The following is a 16,320-nucleotide window of genomic DNA, read 5'->3' as shown; positions in this document are numbered from 1 at the left end:
TTTCAACTTCACCCTTGTAGACCGTCTTGCCCACCCCCATATTGGGGCGACTGACGCGTGAAGGAATCCAAATTGAGCGAACTTCTCAACCGCCGCCTGGCTCTGCTCGGTGAGCGCGCCAACCTCTCTCTGCTCGAACAGTGCCTTCACGGTATCGAACGTGAATGCCTGCGCGTGACCAGCGAAGGTCGTCTGGCGCAAACGCCGCACCCGGAAGCCTTGGGTTCCGCGCTGACCAATGAACAAATCACCACCGACTATTCCGAGTCGCTGCTGGAATTCATCACGCCTGCCCTGCCCGACCCGGCGGACACGCTGGCGAGCCTGGACAAGATTCATCGTTTTGCCTACACCAAACTCGGCAGCGAGTACCTGTGGAGTCCATCGATGCCGTGCCCGTTGCCGGCCGAGGAAGACATCCCGATCGCCTATTACGGCACGTCCAACATCGGTCAGCTCAAGTACGTCTACCGCAAGGGCCTGGCCCTGCGTTACGGCAAGACCATGCAGTGCATCGCCGGGATTCACTACAACTTCTCGCTGCCGGAAAAACTCTGGCCGCTGCTCAAAGAAGCCGAGGGTTTCGTCGGCACCGACCGGGATTTCCAGTCGTCGTCCTATATCGCGCTGATCCGCAACTTCCGTCGTTACAGCTGGCTGCTGATGTACTTGTTCGGTGCTTCGCCGGCGCTCGACGCCGGTTTCCTGCGCGGTCGTTCGCATCAACTGGAACAACTGGACCCGGACACCCTGTATCTGCCGTACGCCACCAGCCTGCGCATGAGCGACCTCGGTTACCAGAGCAACGCCCAGGCCGGCCTGACGCCGTGCTACAACGATCTGGCGAGCTACACCGACAGCCTGCGCAAAGCCGTGGCCACGCCTTACGCGCCTTACGTTGAAGTCGGCACGCACAAGGATGGCGAGTGGGTTCAGTTGAACACCAATATCCTGCAGATCGAAAACGAGTACTACTCCAACATCCGCCCGAAACGCGTGACCTACACCGGCGAACGGCCGATTCAGGCGCTGGTGGCCCGTGGCATCCAGTACGTCGAAGTGCGCTGCCTGGACATCAATCCGTTCCTGCCAATGGGCATCGACCTCACCGAATCGCGCTTCCTCGATGCGTTCCTGCTGTATTGCGCACTGAATGACAGCCCGCTGCTGACCAACAATTCTTGCGGCAACGCAACGTCGAACTTCCTCAGCGTGGTCAAGGAAGGTCGCCGTCCGGGTCTGCAACTGCAGCGTGACGGTGAATCGGTCGAGATGAAGACGTGGGCGGCAGAACTGCTGGAGCAAATCGCTCCACTGGCAGCGCTGCTGGATCAAAGCCATGGCGGTGATGCGCACAGCAAGGCACTGGACGCGCAGTTGGCCAAGGTCAAAGACCCTTCGCTGACTCCGTCGGCACAGGTGCTGGCGGCGATGGCTGAACACAAGGAGAGCTTCGCGCAGTTCTCCCTGCGTCAGAGCCAGGCGCATGCCGAGTTCTTCCGTAGCGAGCCATTGGCGGCGGATGAGCAGGCGAAGTTTGAGGAGCTGGCACGTACATCTCTGGCGGCGCAAGCTGAGCTGGAACAGAACGAAGTGGGCGATTTCGACGTGTTTGTCGGGTCGTATCAGGCGAGTATTCTGGCGATCAGTAACTAAGCGTTGTCGATGAAAAAGATCGCAGCCTCCGGCAGCTCCTACAGGGTGTACGCCTATCCCATGCAGGTGCTGCCGGAGGCTGCGATCTTTTGATCCTTAGATTTTTCCGCTCATAAGCTCATTCTAAAAAGTTATTTATTTTTAGATTCTTAGATCATTTAGTCTCCTTTCACGCCGACGCTCGGTCGCCTGATATGGAGCTCTTCAATGAAACTGAATTTCCCGCTTCGCCTGCTGGCCGTGGCCTCTCTGGCTGCCGCGAGCTTCCTGGCGCAGGCTGCCGACCTCACTGTCGCTTACCAAACCACCGTTGACCCGGCGAAAGTCGCACAAGCCGATGGCGCTTATGAGAAGGCCACCAAAGCCGACATCAGCTGGCGCAAGTTCGACAACGGCGCGGACATCATCGCGGCCATTGCCTCCGGTGACGTGCAGATCGGCTACCTCGGTTCAAGCCCGCTGACCGCCGCGATCACCCGCAAAGTTCCGGTCGAAACGTTCCTCATCGCCACCCAGATCGGCGCCGCCGAAGCGCTGGTCGCCCGCGACGGTTCCGGCATCAAGACCCCGCAAGATCTGATCGGCAAGAAAATTGCCGTGCCGTTCGTGTCCACCGGTCACTACAGCCTGCTCGCCGCGCTGAAGCACTGGAACATCGATCCGTCGAAAGTCACCGTGCTCAACCTCGCGCCGCCAGCGATCATCGCGGCGTGGAAACGCGGTGATATCGACGCCACTTACGTGTGGGATCCAGCCCTCGGCGTGGCCAAGGAAAACGGCAACGTGCTGATCACTTCCGGCGAACTGGCCAAGTTCGGCGCGCCGACCTTCGATGCGTGGATCGTGCGTAAAGACTTCGCCGAGAAACACCCGGAAATCGTCACCGCGTTCGCCAAGGTCACCCTCGACGCCTACGCCGATTACCGCAAAGACCCGAAAGCCTGGCTCGCCAATCAATCCAACGTCGACAAACTGGTGAAGCTCTCCGGCGCCAAGGCCGGCGACATTCCATTGCTGCTGCAAGGCAACGTCTACCCACTGGCGGCGGATCAGGTCAGCGACCTCGGCGCGCCGACCACCAAAGCCATCACCGACACCGCCGCGTTCCTCAAGGAGCAAGGCAAGGTCGAAGCCGTACTGCCCGACTACGCGCCGTACGTCAGCGCCAAATACATCACCAACTGATCGGGAGTTAACCGCGATGGCCTTGCTACAGCTGGAGCGCATCAGCGCACAGTATCCCGGCAGCCCTGCACCGGTGCTGGCGGATATTTCTCTGACCCTGGGGCCTCAGCAAATGCTGGTCGCCCTCGGCCCGTCCGGCAGTGGCAAGACCTCGCTGTTGAACCTGATTGCCGGTTTCGTCGAACCGAGTGCAGGGCGCATCACCCTCGACGGCGTGCCGGTCAAAGGCCCGAGCGCCGAACGCGGCGTGGTGTTCCAGGACGACGCTCTGCTGCCCTGGCAGGATGTGTTGGCCAACGTGGCTTTCGGTCTTGAACTGGCCGGTGTTGCCAAGAACAAACGCGAACAGCGTGCCCGCGAGATGCTCGCGCTGGTCGATCTCTCCGGTTTCGAAAACCGCCGCGTCTGGCAGCTTTCCGGCGGCCAGAAACAACGCGTCGGCCTCGCCCGCGCCCTCGCTGCCGACCCGCGCGTGTTGCTGATGGACGAACCCTTCGGCGCCCTCGACGCCTTCACCCGCGAACAGATGCAGGAGCTGTTGCTGCAAGTCTGGCAACGCACCGCCAAACCGGTTTTCCTGATTACCCACGACATTGAAGAAGCGGTGTTCCTCGCCACTGATTTGATTCTGCTCGCGCCGAATCCGGGGCAGATCGTCGAGCGTCTGCACCTGGATTTCGGCCAGCGTTACGCCGCCGGTGAGTCCGCCCGCGCGATCAAGTCCGACCCGCGTTTTATCGAAACCCGCGAACACGTGCTGAGCAAAGTGTTCTCGCAACGCAGCGCCGTGCAACGGCAGGAGCGCGCATGAGCAGTTACGACGTTTCCGCCCCGGCGGTGAAAACCTCATCGGTGGCGAATCCCGTGCGCCGCAGCCTCAGCACCCGCTGGATCAGCCTGCTGACGTTGTTCGCCTTGCTGGCGGTCTGGTGGGCGGTGACCGCCACGGGATTGATCGAACCGCTGTTCCTGCCGCCGCCCTCCGCCGTGCTGCAAAAAGGCTGGTTGCTGGCGACCACGGGTTATATGGACTCGACCCTGTGGCAGCATTTGGGCGCGAGCCTGAGCCGCATCGGCCTGGGTCTTGGTTTCGCGATTCTGACTGCCGTGCCAGTAGGCATCGCTATCGGTGCTAATCGAATCGCCCGTGGCGTGCTCGATCCGCTGATCGAGTTCTACCGCCCTATCCCACCGCTCGCCTATCTGCCGCTGATCGTGATCTGGTGCGGCATCGGTGAGTTGTCGAAAGTGCTGCTGATCTACCTGGCGATTTTCGCCCCGATTGCGATTGCCACCGCGACCGGCGTACGCACCGTCGACCCGGCGAAATTGCGTGCCGCGCAGTCGCTCGGCGCCACCCGCGCGCAGCTGATTCGTCATGTGATTTTACCGAGCGCACTGCCGGACATTCTTACCGGTGTGCGCATTGGTCTGGGCGTCGGTTGGTCAACACTGGTGGCTGCCGAACTGATCGCGGCCACCAGCGGCTTGGGCTTCATGGTGCAATCGGCCGCGCAATTTCTGGTCACCGATGTGGTGGTGCTGGGGATTCTGGTCATCGCCCTGATCGCCTTCGCCATGGAAATGGGCCTGCGCGCCTTGCAGCGCAAACTGGTGCCATGGCACGGCCAGGCGCACTGAATAATTGCTATGTAAAGAACCCTGTGGGAGCGAGCCTGCTCGCGAATGCTGACTTTCTGTCGACATCTTTGCTGCCTGACACTCCGCTTTCGCGAGCAGGCTCGCTCCCACAAAAGCTAAATCCCGAATTCTAGAGAACCACCATGAGCAGCCTCAATATCACCCCGTTAAGCTCGGCCCTTGGCGCACAGATCAGCGGCGTCGACATCAGCCAGCCGTTGAGCCTGGAACACCGAGACGCCATCGAGCTGGCGCTGCTCAAGTTTCAGGTGCTGTTCTTCCGCAATCAGCCGATCGAGCCGGCGCAACAGGCGCGCTTCGCTCATTACTTTGGCGATCTGCACATTCACCCGATCTACCCGAACGTGCCGGAACAGCCGGAAGTGCTGATTCTGGATACCGCCGTCACCGACGTGCGCGACAACGCGATCTGGCACACGGACGTGACCTTCCTGCCGACGCCGGCGATGGGCGCGGTGCTCAGCGCCAAGTTGCTGCCGGAGTTTGGTGGCGACACGCTGTGGGCCAGCGGGATTGCCGCGTATGAGGCGCTGTCGGCGCCGATGAAGACTTTGCTTGAAGGGCTGACCGCCACCCACGATTTCACTCGATCTTTCCCATTGGAGCGTTACGGCAATACGCCCGAAGCGCTGGCCCAGTGGGAAGAGGCACGGCGCAAGAATCCGCCGTTGTCGCACCCGGTGATTCGCACGCACCCGGTGAGCGGACGACGTTCGTTGTTCGTCAATGAAGGCTTTACGTCGAAGATCAATGAGCTGTCGGAAACCGAAAGCGAGGCAATTCTGAAGTTTCTGTTCGCCCATGCGACGCGGCCGGAATTCACCATTCGCTGGCGCTGGCAGAAGGACGATATTGCGTTCTGGGACAACCGCGTGACCCAGCATTACGCGGTGGATGATTACCGCCCGGCGCGGCGGGTGATGCAGCGGGCGACGGTGCTGGGGGATGTGCCTTACTTTTAAGATCAAAAGATCGCAGCCTGCGGCAGCTCCTGCATTGGAATGCGTTTCTCTGTAGGAGCTGCCGCAGGCTGCGATCTTTCGATCTACTGATTACTCAGCGGTCGACGGCTTCTCCCACAGATTGATCCCACCCTCCTGGGCAAACCGGTCAATCTCCGCCAACTCTTCAGCACTGAAGCTCAAATTCTTCAACGCCCCGACGTTCTCGATAATCTGCTCCGGCCGGCTCGCGCCGATCAGTGCCGAGGTCACTCGTGGGTCACGCAGCGTCCAGGCCAGCGCCAGTTGCGCCAGGCTCTGACCACGACGCTTGGCGATCTCGTTCAAAGCGCGCACGTGAGCAATGTTCGCTTCGGACAAGTGCGAAGCCTGCAACGAACCACCGCCCGGACGATTGACCCGCGCATCCGCCGGCACGCCGTTGAGGTATTTGTCGGTCAGCAGACCTTGCGCCAACGGCGTGAACGCAATCACACCCGCGCCCAACTCATCGGTGGTGTCGAGCAGATCCTTTTCCACCCAGCGGTTGAGCAGGTTGTACGCCGGTTGGTGGATCAACAGCGGTACCTTCCACTCTTTCAGCAGAGCAGCCATTTCACGGGTTTTCGCCCCCGAATACGACGAGATACCGATGTACAACGCCTTGCCCTGCTGCACGGCGGTAGCGAGGGCGCTGGCGGTTTCTTCCAGTGGGGTGTCCGGGTCGAAGCGGTGCGAATAGAAGATATCCACATAGTCGAGACCGAGGCGTTGCAGGCTCTGGTCGAGGCTGGCCAGCACGTATTTGCGCGAGCCGCCGCCCTGGCCGTAAGGGCCGGGCCACATGTCCCAACCGGCCTTGCTGGAGATGATCAGCTCATCGCGGTACTGCTTGAAGTCTTCACGCAGCAGGCGGCCGAAGTTGGTCTCGGCGCTGCCGTACGGTGGGCCGTAGTTGTTGGCCAGGTCGAAGTGGTTGATGCCCAGGTCGAATGCGGTGCGCAGCAAGGCACGCTGGGTGTCGATCGGCGTGCTGTCGCCGAAGTTATGCCACAGCCCCAACGACAGCGCCGGCAGCACCAGACCGCTGCGGCCGACGCGGCGGTATGGGATGGAGTCGTAGCGGTTTTCGGCAGCGGTGTAAGTCATCGAATCCTCTCTTGTCTGTCTTTTAGTCATCTGCAACCGGACACCTTTGTGGCGAGGGGATTTATCCCCGATCGGCTGCGAAGCAGTCGTAAAACCAGCGCACTCGGTACATCAGGTTGACCGAAGCTTCAGGTCTTGGGGCGGTGCGACGGTTCGCTAAATCCCCTCGCCACAAAAGCTCTACCAATCATGCGAAGCGATTTACAGGTCGGGCCAGGCCCAGGTTCTCGCGCAACGTCCGGCCCTCGTACTCAGTTCTGAACAACCCACGCCGTTGCAGTTCCGGAACCACGCCATTGGCGAAGTCTTCGAGCCCGCCCGGCAAGTGCGGCACCAGCACGCTAAAAACCGTCCGCAGCGCCTTGTTCGAACCATTCTTGCAAACGATCAGCGATCTGCTCGGGGGTACCGACCAGGCTGTAATGCCAACGCCCGCCAGCAATTTTGCGACCGAGTTCAGCAAGGCTCAGGTTCTCCCTTCCTGCCAGTTCAGTGAGCAATTTCTGCCGGCTCTGTTGACCGCTTTCCGTCAGCGGCAACGCAGGCATCGACCCGTCCAGCGGATACTTCAACAAGTCGAAGTTGCCCAGCATACGCCCAAGCAAGGCGACGCCAACCTCGGGTTCGACCAATTGCTGAAACGTTTCACATTTTTCCTGCGCCTGGTCCTCTGTTTGCCCGACCACGACGAAAACCCCGGGCATGATCTTCAGCGAATCGGCACTGCGCCCGTACTGGGGCAAACGTCCTTTGAGGTCGGCATAAAACGCTTGGGCGCCGGTCCCGTTGTCCTCCCAACTGTCCCAGAGCCCGTTATCGAACGCGAAAGCACCTGACGAATAGGGCGGGGACTGAATTGGCTATGATCTAAAGGACACCGAGGCAGCCCATTCGCGGGCAAGCCCGCGAAGGCGGCGGATCAAGCACCGCATATCCCGAAGGCAAGTCTATGCACACCACCATCATCATCTTCTTCGGCCTGGTCCTGCTCGCCCTGATGCTCTACATCGGCGAGCGCATTGGCTTCAGTCGCCAGACCATGGCCTACGGCTTCGCCGCCCTGTGGCTGGCATTGACGGTGATTAATGGCGCGGTGGGAGTAGTGCATGCGGGCCAGCCGCTGGGTTCGGAAATAGCGATTGGCAGTGCGGTGTTCGGCGTGCCGATGGCGGCGATGGTGTTGTTCATGGTGCTGAGCGCCGAGTCGTAAAACGTCCCGGCGCTCAGCTCATGATCAACGCACCAGGTGCAGGAACTGCATGTGGCGCTCGTACTGGTCGAGGATGTCGTTGATGATCTGTTCCTTGGTGTAACCGACCAGATCGTAGTCCTGACTGCCCTCGCTCAAATGCACTTCGGCGCGGTAGTAGCGGCGGTTGTTGAGCTGCTTGGAGCCCATGCCGCCACGGGCGAATGACGGCGTGAAATAGCCGCGCATCTGCACCTGATAGATGAACGGATGCTGCTCGCCGTGGCCGATTTCCAGGCTGACGTTGTCATGCGCAGGATCCGGCTGGGTGACGACGTTCAGGCCTTTCTCGACGAACACCGCGGTCACTTCTTCAATCGCCGGGCGCACGGTGGTGTCCATGAAGCGGTACACCTCATCACGAGACGGGAAGTGCACAGCCTGACTCAGGCGCTGTCGCCAACCACCCGTGCCACGCCGCGCACCGGACACCGGCGCCAGCGAATGCAGTTGCGCGATCTGCTTCTGCGACTCCAGATAGAACGCCTTGTGCAGGCCCCACATCATCAGCAGCAGAATCAGCGAGAACGGTAACGAGGTCAGTACGACCGCCGACTTCAGCGCATCGATGCTCCCGGAGAACAGCAACGCACTGGTGATCAGCGCGGTCATCGCGCCCCAGAATACCCGCAGCCATTTCGGCCCGTCTTCGTCCGGGTTGCCGCCCTTGGCCGACAGTGTCGAAAGCACCACGGTGCCGGAGTCGGCGGAGGTGACGAAGAACACGAAGCTGATGAACACCGTCACAGCGATGACGGTTTTGCTCCACGGGTAGGTTTCCAGCAGCAGGTAAATGCTCATCGACGGGTTGTCGATGGCCGACATCCCGAGCGCGCTCATGCCGTGGTTGAGCACTTGATCCAGGGCGCTGTTGCCGAAGATCGACATCCACGCCAGGGTGAAACCGAGCGGAATCAGCAGCACGCCGAAGACGAATTCACGGATCGTGCGGCCACGGGAAATCCGTGCGATGAACAGGCCCACGAACGGCGACCATGCGATCCACCAGGCCCAATAGAACACTGTCCAGCCGCCGAGCCAGTCGCTCGGTTTGTCGTAGGCGTAGAGGTCGAAACTCTTCATCGGCAGGGCGCCGAGGTAGTCGCCAACGTTCTGGATCAGGGTGTTGAGCAGGTGCTGGGTAGGGCCGGCGAACAACACGAACAGCAGCAGCGCACAGGCCAGCAGCATGTTGATGTCAGACATCACCCGCACGCCTTTATCCACACCGGAAACGGCAACGATGATCGCCGCGCCCATCATCAGTGTGATCAGGCCGACCTGAATCCACTGGGTATGAGCGATGCCAAACAGGTAGTCGAGGCCCGAATTGAGGTGCAGCACACCGAAGCCCATGTCGGCGCCGAGACCGAACACCGTGGCGATGATGCCGAAGCCATCCACCGCGTAGCCGATGGGGCCGTTGATGCGTTTGCCGATCAGCGGATACAGCGCCGAACGCAGGGCCAGTGGCAGGTTATGCCGGTAGGCGAAGTACGCCAGGGCCATGCCGACGAAGGCAAAAACGCCCCAGCCGTGCAGGCCCCAGTGCAGAAACAGAACCTGCATCGCCTGACGCGCTGCATCCGCTGTGCCGGCCTCGCCTTGCGGCGGCTGGAGCATGTGGGTCAGCGGTTCGGACACGCAGAAGAAGAACAGCGTGATGCTGATCCCGGCGGCGAAGAGCATGCCGGCCCAGGACAGATAACTGAATTCGGGCTCGTCGTGGTCGGCACCGAGTTTTATCTTGCCGTAGCCGGATAACGCGGTGACCACCACGAAGACCAGATACAGCGTCATCGCGAGCATGTAGTACCAGCCGACCGTATTGGCCGCCCAGTTTTGCGCTTCCAGCAGCCAGGCACCGGCCTGTTCGGGCATGGCGATGACAACGAGACCAAACAGCAGAATGACCGTCGCGGCGAAGTAGAACACCGGCGGATTCATGCGCACCAGACCGCTGGCGGGGGTAGACGATGCACTCATGAAACATGCACCTCGAGGGGTTGAAACGTGGCTGAAATGATCGGACTCAGCAAAGGCAAGCCTCCTGTTGTGAGCGGGCAGCGAACCACCGGTTTAACTTGAATGAACGTTCAAGTTAAACATGGATAGTGCGCCAAGGACTAATCGCACGGCTAAGCGGTAGCTTTCCTACGCTAGCTCAAGGAGGGGTATGACGTGGGTTTGGGGCGATTCGTTCACTGGAGAATTGGCTGAATGCCATTATCTCGATACAACCTTAAAACATTCGCGAGCAGGCTCGCTCCCACTTTGGAATGCGTTCCACTGTGGGAGCGAGCCTGCTCGCGAAGAGGCCTGATGCAGCAACGCAGATTCAGAAACCTACTTCTGCGTCCCGTCATCATGCTGCAAATTGGCCTGAGTCAAATTGCACCCTGCCGGCACACTGCGGGTCAGCCAGACATTGCCGCCAATGGTCGAGCCCTTGCCGATGGTGATCCGCCCGAGAATCGTCGCCCCGGCATAAATCACCACATCGTCCTCGACAATCGGATGCCGTGGATGGCCCTTCTGCAACTGCCCGTCTTCATCCGCCGGGAAGCGCTTGGCGCCCAAGGTCACCGCCTGATAAATCCGCACGCGCTCGCCAATGATCGCCGTCTCGCCAATCACCACACCCGTGCCGTGATCGATAAAGAAACTGCGGCCGATCTGCGCGCCCGGGTGGATATCAATACCAGTGGCCGAGTGCGCAATTTCCGCGCTGATCCGCGCCAGCAACGGCAGCCCCGCGCGATACAAATGGTGGGCCAGACGATGGTGAATCACCGCCAGAATCCCCGGGTAGCACAGCAGCACTTCATCGACGCTGCGAGCCGCCGGATCGCCGTGGTAGGCCGCCAGCACGTCGGTGTCGAGCAGCGTGCGCAACCCCGGCAATGCCAAGGCAAAATCCTGAACGATCTGGATCGCGCGCGTCTCGACTTCGCTGTCGTCCTGAGCGCTGTGGCGGGCGACGTAGCGCAGCTCCAGCCGCGTCTGCGCCAACAGGGCGTTCAACGCCACATCGAGGGTGTGGCCGACGTAAAAGTCTTCACTCTCTTCGCGCAGATCCACCGGCCCCAGGCGCATCGGGAACAATGCGCCACACAGCGCTTCGAGAATCTCCGCCATCGCGGCGCGGGACGGCAGTTCGCGGCCACCCTGCTCGCCGGATGCCCGGCCATTCTGGGCACGCCACTGATCCCTCGCGGTGCGCAGCTGGCTGACGATGGTCTGCAATTGCCAATGGCTGGAACGCTCGCTCACGGTAAAGACTCCTCACGGGCGGCCGGACTGTCTGGCCGCGTCAACGGCGACCACTTTACGACATGCCTGCGAGGGCGAATTAAGAACCGATAGTGCTGGACTCAGTCCATTTGGCTATAAGCGATTCACGGTTGCCCCTGAAAAAGCGTGTGCCTATAGTCCGTTCAACTTCCTCCGCCAGTACGGACTCATGATCAAACAACAGCTTGACCGCTTTAGCCGCCTCGACCTGCTCGGCCACCCTACCCCTCTGGAAAAACTCGAGCGCTTGTCCACTTGGCTCGGTCGCGACGTGTACATCAAACGCGATGACCTGACGCCACTGGCCATGGGCGGCAACAAGCTGCGCAAACTCGAATACCTCGCCGCTGACGCGCTCGCGCAAGGCGCCGACACGCTGATCACCGCCGGTGCGCTGCAATCGAACCACGTGCGCCAGACCGCCGCACTGGCAGCCAAACTGGGTCTGGGCTGCGTGGCGCTGCTGGAAAATCCGCTGGGCACCGACGACAGCAATTACACCGGTAACGGCAACCGCCTGCTGCTGGATCTGTTCGATACCAAGGTCGAACTGGTCGACAACCTCGACAACGCCGACGAACAACTGGCCGCCCTCGCCGTGCGTCTGCGCAGCAACGGCAAGAAGCCGTATCTGGTGCCGATTGGCGGCTCCAATGCCCTTGGTGCGTTGGGTTATGTGCGTGCTGGTCTGGAACTGGCCGAGCAGATCAAGGACACCGGCCTCGACTTCGCCGCGGTCGTATTGGCCTCCGGCAGCGCCGGCACCCACAGTGGTCTGGCGCTGGCGTTAAGTGAGGCGTTGCCGCAATTGCCGGTAATCGGCGTGACCGTGTCGCGCAGTGAAGAAGCCCAGCGTCCGAAAGTGCAGGGCCTTGCCGAGCGCACAGCGGATCTGCTCGGCGTCGCGTTACCGGACAGTTTCAAGGTCGAATTGTGGGACGAATACTTCGGCCCGCGTTATGGCGAACCGAATGCCGGGACGCTGGCGGCAGTGAAGCTGTTGGCGAGTCAGGACGCGGTGTTGCTCGATCCGGTCTATACCGGCAAGGCCATGGCCGGGTTGCTCGACGGTATTGGTCGTCAGCGCTTCGATGAAGGCCCGATCATCTTCCTGCATACCGGCGGCGCGCCGGCGTTGTTTGCCTATAAGGATCTCCTCTGAAGAGATCGTTTCCACGCTTTGCGTGGGAACGATCAATATTCAAATAAGGAATAACATTTCAAATATTAAGTATTTTCACGTCTAACGCAGACATCTTATAGTCTCGCCGCAGGCGAATTTCGGGCGAGACGCATACGCTGGTTTAAGGCAGGATAGCGCTGTCGTTCAAATCACGAATTTGCCTACATTCCTTAAGCGTCTTCCATAAGAAAACACAGGGGCTTGTCATGAATTTTTCCGCACTACGTCGCACTCTGCTGGTCGGTTCGCTGGGTCTTGCGCTGAGCGCCGGCCTGATCGGTCAGGCAGTGGCCGGTGAGCAGTTGCAACAGATCAAGGACAAAGGCGTTATCAACGTCGGCCTGGAAGGCACTTACCCACCGTTCAGCTTTGTCGACGAGAACGGCAAGCTGTCCGGTTTCGAAGTCGAGCTTTCCGAGGCGCTGGCGAAAAAACTCGGGGTCAAAGCCAAGATCCAGCCAACCAAATGGGATGGCATTCTCGCCGCGCTGGAATCCAAGCGTCTGGACGTCGTGGTCAACCAAGTGACCATCTCCGACGAGCGCAAGAAGAAGTACGACTTCTCCGAACCGTACACCGTCTCCGGTATCCAGGCATTGGTGCTGAAGAACAAGGAAGCGGCACTGAACATCAAGACCGCTGCTGACCTGTCCGGCAAGAAAGTCGGTGTAGGTCTGGGCACCAACTACGAGCAGTGGGTCCGCGCCAACGTACCGGGTGCTGACGTGCGTACCTATGATGATGATCCGACCAAGTTCGCCGACCTGAACAACGGCCGTACCGATGCCATCCTGATCGACCGTCTGGCCGCACTTGAGTACGCCAAGAAAGCCCCGAAGACCGTAGCCGCCGGTGAAGCATTCTCCCGACAGGAATCCGGTATTGCCCTGCGTAAAGGCGAACCTGAATTGCTGGCAGCCCTGAATAAAGCCCTCGACGAACTGCGTGCCGACGGCACCCTTGAGAAGCTGTCCACGAAATACTTCAACGCTGACGTCACTAAATAATGGAAGTTGGATTTCAATTCGAAGCGCACTTCCCGCAGTTGAGCCAGCAAATCGCCGAAACCACTCAGCTGTTGCTGAACTCCGCGCCCTTCCTGCTCAAGGGCGCGTATTTCACGGTGATCCTCAGCCTCGGCGGGATGTTCTTCGGCTTGCTGCTGGGCTTCGGCCTGGCGCTGATGCGCCTGTCGCGCTTCAAATCAGTGAGCTGGCTGGCGCGCGTCTACGTGTCGTTCTTTCGCGGGACACCGTTACTGGTACAGCTGTTCGTGATCTATTACGGCTTCCCGCAACTAGGAATCGAGCTTGATCCGCTGCCAGCTGCGCTCATCGGTTTCTCGCTGAACATGGCCGCTTACGCCTGTGAAATCCTCCGCGCCGCGATCGGTTCGATCGAACGCGGTCAGTGGGAAGCCGCTGCGAGCATCGGCATGACCCGTGCGCAGACCCTGCGCCGGGCCATCCTGCCGCAGGCCATGCGCACGGCATTGCCGCCGCTGGGCAACAGCTTCATTTCGCTGGTCAAGGACACGGCACTGGCCGCCACCATTCAGGTGCCGGAACTGTTCCGTCAGGCGCAGCTGATTACCGCCCGGACTTTTGAAGTCTTCACCATGTATCTTGCCGCCGCGCTGATCTACTGGATTCTGGCCACGGTGCTTTCGCACTTCCAGAACAAGTTGGAAGAGCGGGTCAATCGGCACGACCAGGAGTCCTGACCCCATGATTGTCGTGGAAAAACTGACCAAGCAATTCAAGGGTCAGGTCGTGCTTAACGGCATCGACCTCGAGGTGAAGGAAGGCGAAGTGGTCGCGATCATCGGCCCCAGCGGCTCGGGGAAAACGACGTTCCTGCGCTGCCTGAACTTCCTTGAGGAACCCACCAGCGGCCGGATCAAGGTCGGCGATATCGAGATCGATACCAGCCGCCCGCTGAACCAGCAGCAAAGCCTGGTGCGCAACCTGCGCCAGCACGTGGGCTTCGTGTTCCAGAACTTCAACCTGTTCCCCCACCGCACCGCCCTGGAAAACGTCATCGAAGGACCGATCGTGGTCAAGAAGATGCCGCGCGAGCAAGCCATTGCCCTGGGCATGAAGCTGCTGGCCAAGGTCGGTCTCGCCGGTAAAGAGGACGCCTATCCGCGTCGTCTGTCCGGTGGTCAGCAACAGCGCGTGGCGATTGCCCGGGCGCTGGCGATGGAGCCGGAAGTGATCCTGTTCGACGAGCCGACTTCGGCTCTTGACCCGGAACTGGTGGGCGAAGTGCTGGCGACCATCCGGGGGCTCGCCGAAGAGAAACGCACCATGGTCATCGTCACCCACGAAATGGGTTTCGCCCGCGACGTGGCCAACCGTGTGGTGTTTTTCGACAAGGGCGTGATCGTCGAGCAAGGCGAAGCCAAGGCGCTGTTTGCCAACCCGAAAGAAGATCGCACTCAACAATTTCTCAGCAAGTTCCTGAATCACGCCTGAGAACTTCAAGAACTAGACATACCGACTTCCATGGATGGAAGTTACCTTTATCCCGCCCTCACCAACCCGACCAATATATACAAACAAAACATAATCAATGCATTACATATATATATGTTCTGCAACAGATGAAACTCGCCTGTCACCCGCATAACGCTGAATGCCTGCATTTAAATAAGTCCGTACACAAACCCTCAAAAAAGCCTGAGATCCGTGGCCTTATTCACCATAGCACCTAGGCATACGGCTTCGGCAATGTAGGAAAATTCTGATTAATCCGTAATTCACGAATTAACTAACAGCGTCTATTGACACCCCTCCCTGCACACTCTTATCTAGTCGCCAACCGGTACTACTTAGTTAAATCGACGCGCATATAACGTGAACAACTGTTCATTGCTTTATTGCCAGTTGATTCACAACTTTGTTCTTCCAGAAACGGACTTCGCTGCAAGGCTCCAAGGAGAGAAATCGATGACCCGCACTTCGCACACCCCCGAACTCGCAGCGCCGACCCTGGCACCCGCGCAAAAAACCGGCATCAACCTCGCTGCCGCCGCCCACCTGATGGTCGATGTGTCGCCCTACCCCGACATGGACTGCGGTGACCTGATCGAACTGTTCTGGAACAAATGCTATGTCGCATCAAAGGTGCTGACAGCCGAGGACGTCGGCACAACGGTAAGCCTGCGGGTGCCGGAGAGTTTTATTGCCGACGGCACCGCGCGTATCCACTATCGGGTGATGCAGGTCGGCCAGGGACCGGCGCTGTCGGCGGCGACCCGCGTACAGGTCAAGCTCGACTGCCCCGGTGGCCAACCTTCGGCAGTGTGCGCAGACGAAAACCAGCGACTGGCGCCGGTGACGATCCCCGACACCATCCGCCGTCAGGGCGTAAACCCCAACCAGATCAAACGCGGTGTGCCGCTGACCATCGAGCCTTACCTGAACATGGCCGAGGACGACGCCATCACTTTGCGCTGGGGCGACGTGCGCATGGATCTGGCGCCGATCACGGCAGCGGATGTCGGGCTGCCCATTCAGGTCTGGGTGCCGCCAGCGGTCATCGTCGAAGCCGGCGAGGATCTAAGGCTCGACGTGACCTATTGCATCCTCGACCGGGTCGGCAATAACTCGCGCTGGGCGCCGCCGCGAACGCTGAAGATCGGGTGTGTGAATCCTTATCTGAAGGTGCCGCTCAAACTCGAGTTCAAGGCTGCCGAGCCGCGCAAGCAATAGCACCCAATTCAATGTTGAGGAGAGCCTGTGGCGAGGGGATAAACCCCCTCGCCACAGGATCTCAAGAAACTCTTAACCATCAAGACAATGACCCCTTCTATACATATTCCTAAAAGTTAGTTTATTTAATTTTTATACACGCTTAGGGTATATACACCGGACCACCGGACATTCTTTCGTTCGCCGCACTTTCGCGGCGTTTTCATGAGATGTGAGGTAGGTAGTATGGTCCGGAACACAATCACCCCAGTGCAGATCGCCAGGGCATTGCGTGCAGCCAAGGAG

The 16,320-nt window shown here is 59.8% G+C and carries 14 protein-coding genes and 1 pseudogene; 11 read left to right on the top strand and 4 right to left on the bottom strand.

The window, feature by feature from the left end; genetic code table 11:
- The first annotated feature begins 72 nt into the window (after positions 1-72).
- The 5 genes from gshA to tauD all read left to right on the top strand — a co-directional run bounded on the left by gshA (position 73) and on the right by tauD (position 5,465).
- Entirely contained in the window at positions 73-1,656 is a 1,584-nt protein-coding gene (gene gshA, locus PSH79_RS01150; protein WP_305440833.1) for a glutamate--cysteine ligase, read from the top strand.
- Between the two features lie 207 nt (positions 1,657-1,863).
- A complete protein-coding gene (gene tauA / locus PSH79_RS01145; RefSeq protein ID WP_305440832.1) occupies positions 1,864-2,841 on the top strand; it encodes a taurine ABC transporter substrate-binding protein in 978 nt (325 codons plus the stop codon).
- A 16-nt stretch (positions 2,842-2,857) separates the two neighbouring features.
- Positions 2,858-3,652 (top strand): taurine ABC transporter ATP-binding subunit, encoded by a 795-nt coding sequence (gene tauB, locus PSH79_RS01140; RefSeq protein WP_305440831.1) that lies wholly within the window; start codon positions 2,858-2,860, stop codon positions 3,650-3,652.
- On the top strand, positions 3,649-4,482 hold the full coding sequence (gene tauC / locus PSH79_RS01135; RefSeq protein WP_305440830.1) for a taurine ABC transporter permease TauC: 834 nt from the start codon (positions 3,649-3,651) through the stop codon (positions 4,480-4,482). The genes tauB and tauC overlap by 4 nt, the downstream gene beginning before the upstream one ends.
- 143 nt (positions 4,483-4,625) lie before the next feature.
- Positions 4,626-5,465: a taurine dioxygenase gene (tauD, locus tag PSH79_RS01130; protein WP_305440829.1), complete on the top strand. Its 840-nt coding sequence runs from the start codon at positions 4,626-4,628 to the stop codon at positions 5,463-5,465.
- A 90-nt stretch (positions 5,466-5,555) separates the two neighbouring features.
- Here the strand turns inward: tauD and mgrA are convergent, their stop codons facing one another.
- Positions 5,556-6,593 (bottom strand): L-glyceraldehyde 3-phosphate reductase, encoded by a 1,038-nt coding sequence (gene mgrA / locus PSH79_RS01125; RefSeq protein ID WP_305440828.1) that lies wholly within the window; start codon positions 6,591-6,593, stop codon positions 5,556-5,558.
- A gap of 187 nt (positions 6,594-6,780) precedes the next feature.
- Positions 6,781-7,369, bottom strand: a pseudogene (locus tag PSH79_RS01120) (LLM class flavin-dependent oxidoreductase); the annotation flags it as partial.
- Positions 7,370-7,542: 173 nt separating this feature from the next.
- Here PSH79_RS01120 and PSH79_RS01115 point away from each other — a divergent pair.
- Positions 7,543-7,803, top strand: coding sequence for a hypothetical protein (locus PSH79_RS01115; RefSeq protein ID WP_123449469.1), 261 nt, complete (start codon positions 7,543-7,545; stop codon positions 7,801-7,803).
- Positions 7,804-7,827: 24 nt separating this feature from the next.
- Here the strand turns inward: PSH79_RS01115 and betT are convergent, their stop codons facing one another.
- Positions 7,828-9,789 carry a choline transporter BetT gene (betT, locus tag PSH79_RS01110; protein ID WP_187679424.1) on the bottom strand — a complete coding sequence of 654 codons (1,962 nt, stop codon included), beginning with the start codon at positions 9,787-9,789 and terminating at the stop codon, positions 7,828-7,830.
- Positions 9,790-10,188: 399 nt separating this feature from the next.
- A complete protein-coding gene (epsC, locus tag PSH79_RS01105) occupies positions 10,189-11,115 on the bottom strand; it encodes a serine O-acetyltransferase EpsC (protein WP_187679385.1) in 927 nt (308 codons plus the stop codon).
- A gap of 190 nt (positions 11,116-11,305) precedes the next feature.
- Here epsC and PSH79_RS01100 point away from each other — a divergent pair, with 190 nt between their 5' ends.
- From PSH79_RS01100 to PSH79_RS01080, 5 genes are all read left to right on the top strand, one after another.
- Positions 11,306-12,298: a D-cysteine desulfhydrase gene (locus PSH79_RS01100; protein WP_305440826.1), complete on the top strand. Its 993-nt coding sequence runs from the start codon at positions 11,306-11,308 to the stop codon at positions 12,296-12,298.
- A 227-nt stretch (positions 12,299-12,525) separates the two neighbouring features.
- Positions 12,526-13,326 (top strand): cystine ABC transporter substrate-binding protein, encoded by an 801-nt coding sequence (gene tcyJ, locus PSH79_RS01095; RefSeq protein ID WP_305440824.1) that lies wholly within the window; start codon positions 12,526-12,528, stop codon positions 13,324-13,326.
- 50 nt (positions 13,327-13,376) lie between these two features.
- The gene (gene tcyL, locus PSH79_RS01090) at positions 13,377-14,042 is read left to right on the top strand and encodes a cystine ABC transporter permease (protein WP_187679423.1); all 666 of its coding nucleotides are present in this window, start codon (positions 13,377-13,379) and stop codon (positions 14,040-14,042) included.
- A gap of 4 nt (positions 14,043-14,046) precedes the next feature.
- Positions 14,047-14,796: an L-cystine ABC transporter ATP-binding protein TcyN gene (gene tcyN, locus PSH79_RS01085; RefSeq protein ID WP_305440822.1), complete on the top strand. Its 750-nt coding sequence runs from the start codon at positions 14,047-14,049 to the stop codon at positions 14,794-14,796.
- A gap of 474 nt (positions 14,797-15,270) precedes the next feature.
- On the top strand, positions 15,271-16,035 hold the full coding sequence (locus PSH79_RS01080) for a hypothetical protein (protein ID WP_305440821.1): 765 nt from the start codon (positions 15,271-15,273) through the stop codon (positions 16,033-16,035).
- Positions 16,036-16,320: the final 285 nt, after the last annotated feature.

It is taken from the genome of Pseudomonas sp. FP2196 (assembly GCF_030687715.1).
In the GTDB taxonomy this organism is placed as follows: Bacteria; Pseudomonadota; Gammaproteobacteria; order Pseudomonadales; family Pseudomonadaceae; genus Aquipseudomonas.
The sequence above is the reverse complement of the archived record's forward strand: the minus strand, read 5'-3'. Positions and strand labels throughout refer to the sequence as shown.